This window comes from Mycobacterium sp. (assembly GCF_051006775.1).
Lineage (GTDB): Bacteria > Actinomycetota > Actinomycetes > Mycobacteriales > Mycobacteriaceae > Mycobacterium.
On record NZ_JBPCSX010000187.1, the window covers coordinates 1 to 3,032 of the forward strand.

Annotated in this window: 3 protein-coding genes; 2 read left to right on the forward strand and 1 reads right to left on the reverse strand. The window is 64.4% G+C overall.

Annotated features, from left to right (window positions below):
- On the forward strand, positions 1-1,149 hold a 1,149-nt coding region (locus tag ACR2JI_RS13580; RefSeq protein WP_526390779.1), incomplete at its 5' end, for a M16 family metallopeptidase.
- Between the two features lie 22 nt (positions 1,150-1,171).
- Here ACR2JI_RS13580 and ald read toward each other — a convergent pair.
- Positions 1,172-2,287, reverse strand: coding sequence for an alanine dehydrogenase (gene ald / locus ACR2JI_RS13585; RefSeq protein ID WP_526390781.1), 1,116 nt, complete (start codon positions 2,285-2,287; stop codon positions 1,172-1,174).
- Positions 2,288-2,382: 95 nt separating this feature from the next.
- On the opposite strand from ald, the gene aldR reads away from it, so the two are divergent.
- Positions 2,383-2,898: an HTH-type transcriptional regulator AldR gene (gene aldR / locus ACR2JI_RS13590; RefSeq protein ID WP_526390783.1), complete on the forward strand. Its 516-nt coding sequence runs from the start codon at positions 2,383-2,385 to the stop codon at positions 2,896-2,898.
- Positions 2,899-3,032 lie beyond the last annotated feature (134 nt).

A 3,032-nucleotide genomic window follows, 5' to 3' on the forward strand; every position in this document is an offset into this window, starting at 1 on the left:
GCGGCGCACTTCCTGGAACATCTGCTGTTCAAATCGACGCCGACCCGCACCTCGGTGGAGATAGCGCAGGCGGTGGACGCGGTCGGCGGTGAGCTCAATGCCTTCACCGCCCGCGAGTACACCTGTTACTACGCCCATGTCCTCGATGAGGACCTGGAGTTGGCCGTCGATCTGGTGTCTGACGTCGTGCTCAACGGAGTCTGTGCATCAGGTGACGTGGAACTCGAGCGCGACGTCGTGCTCGAAGAGATCGCGATGCGCGACGATGACCCCGAAGACACCCTCGGAGACGTCTTCATCTCAGCGATGTTCGGCGACCCTCCGATCGGTCGGCCGGTCATCGGCAGTGTCGAGTCGGTGTCGTCGATGACACGAAATCAACTGCACTCCTTCCATGTTCGTCGCTACACCCCGGAGCGGATGGTGCTGGCCGTAGCCGGCAATGTCGACCACGATCAGGTGGTGGCGCTGGCCCGGGAGTATTTCGCCGGACGACTGACCAAGGGCCAACGGCCGCTGCCACCGCGCAAGGGCATCGGCAGGGCGGTCGGGCAGCCCGGACTGATGCTGATCGACCGGGATTCCGAGCAGACCCATATGAGCCTGGGTGTTCGCATTCCCGGCCGGCACTGGCCGCAACGGTGGGCGCTGTCGGTGCTCAACATGGCCCTCGGTGGTGGCTTGAGTTCGCGCCTCTTCCAAGAGATTCGGGAAACGCGCGGTCTGGCGTACTCGGTCTACTCGGCCATCGACGCCTTCTCCGACAGTGGTGCGTTCTCGGTGTACGCCGGATGTCTGCCGGAGCGTTTTGACGAGGTGGTTCGGTTGACTCGCGATGTCCTGGAGACCGTCGCACGCGACGGCATCACCGAAGACGAGTGCCGGATCGCCAAAGGTTCGCTGCGGGGTGGACTGGTTCTCGGCCTGGAGGATTCGTCGTCGCGGATGAACCGGATCGGCCGCAGTGAACTGAACTACGGCGAGTACCGCAGCATCTCCGACAGTCTCCGCAGCATTGAAGAGGTCACTCTCGAAGACGTCAATGCTGTGGCCCGCAAGGTTCTGCGTGGTACCTTCGGCGCCGCCATTCTGGGCCCGTACCGGTCCAAAGGCGCACTGCCGCAGCCACTTCGCGGACTGGTGGGCTGACCCGGACTATCGGGCAGTACGGCTAGGCCAGCAGACCGACCGGATCGGTGTAGTGCAGATCGAGGTCGCGGGCGACCTCGGCACTGAGCAGCTTGCCCTCATGCGTTGACAGACCCTTGGCCAGCGCCGGGTCGGAGAAGCAGGCACCCTGCCAGCCCTTGTCCGCGAGCTTGAGCACATAGGGCATGGTCGCATTGGTGAGCGCGAAGGTCGACGTGCGCGGAACCGCGCCGGGCATATTGGCGACGCAGTAGAACACCGCATCATGGACCTTGAACGTCGGGCTGTCGTGCGTGGTGGGCTTGGAGTCCTCGAAACAGCCACCCTGGTCGATGGCGATGTCCACCAGGACTGCACCCGGCTTCATCTGCGCGACAGTGGCGTTGGTGACCAGCTTGGGTGCCTTCGCGCCGGGCACCAGGACGGCGCCGATGACCAGATCCGCCTGTTTGACCGCGTTCTCCAGGTCCAGCCGGGCCGAGTAGCGGGTCTCGATGGCGCCGCCGTACTCGGCGTCGATCTTGCGCAGCGTGTTGACATTCAGGTCGAAGACGGTGACATGTGCGCCCATACCCCATGCGACGGCGGCGGCGTTATCGCCGGCCATACCGCCGCCGATCACCACGACGGTGGCCGGCGCGACACCGGGTACGCCACCCATCAGCACGCCGCGGCCGCCCTGGGTGCGCATCAGGTGGTAGGCGCCGACGTGTGCCGAGAGTCGTCCGGCGACCTCGCTCATCGGAGCCAGCAGGGGTAGCGCGCCATCGGCGGTCTGGACGGTCTCATAGGCGATCGAGGTGGTGCCCGATGCCAGCAGGGCGTCGGTGCACGGCCGAGACGCGGCCAGATGCAGGTAGGTGAACAGCACCTGACCCCTGCGCATGCGGCTGTATTCGGGCTCGATCGGTTCCTTGACCTTCAACAGCAGATCCGCCTCGGCCCAGACCTGATCGGCGGTCGCGACGATCGTCGCTCCTGCCGCGGCGAAGTCGGGATCGTGGATGGCCGATCCCTCGCCGGCGCCGGATTGCACCAGCACCTCATGGCCACGGTGCACCAGTTCGGCCACGCCTGCGGGGGTGATGGCGACGCGGTACTCGTTGTTCTTGATCTCGGTGGGGATGCCGACGCGCACAGGTGCTCCTAGCTCGGGGGAATGCTTGAGGTCAATTGTGAAGAAGTGTCGATGCAGTGGCAATAACACCGGCAAAAATTCGTTATTGTCGAACAATGGCCGAACAAATAACGAAGTCGATCGGTCGGCGTGCTGAAAAACCGAAGGATATTCGGGCTGCTGATCTCGACGATGTGGACCGTCGCATCCTCGCGTTGCTGCACACCGACGCGCGGATGCCCAATAGTGCGCTGGCCGAGGCGGTCGGGATCGCGCCGTCCACCTGTCATGGCCGTGTCCGACGCCTCCAGGACGTCGGCGTCATTCGCGGCTTTCACGCGGATATCGACCCTGCCGCGATCGGACTTCCGTTGCAGGCGATGATCTCGGTCAGCCTGCAGGCGGGCGCCCGCGGCAAGATCCGTACCTTCGTCGAGCAGATCCGCAGCCGACCCCAGGTGATCGACGTCTACTTTCTGGCCGGCGCGGATGACTTCATCATCCATGTGGCCGCCCGCGACACTGACGACCTGCGTTCGTTCGTGGTGGACAACCTCAACTCCGACGCCGACGTGGAAGGTACTCAGACCTCGATGATCTTCGAGCATCTGCGTGGGGCCGCACCGCTTTAGCTCAGGCTCATTCGCCGAGTTGTCGTTCGGGGTGGTGGTAGGTGTTGGTGGCGGCGGTGATGGGTAGGTGTGGTGGGGGGATCCATTTGGTGGTGCCGTCGGGTTGTTTTCGGGTGGTCCAGCCGCCGGTGGTG

What these genes read in the sequence shown, in the direction of transcription:
- aldR (WP_526390783.1), top strand. Translation starts at nt 2,383, where the DNA reads ATGGCCGAACAAATAACGAAGTCGATCGGTCGGCGTGCTGAAAAACCG.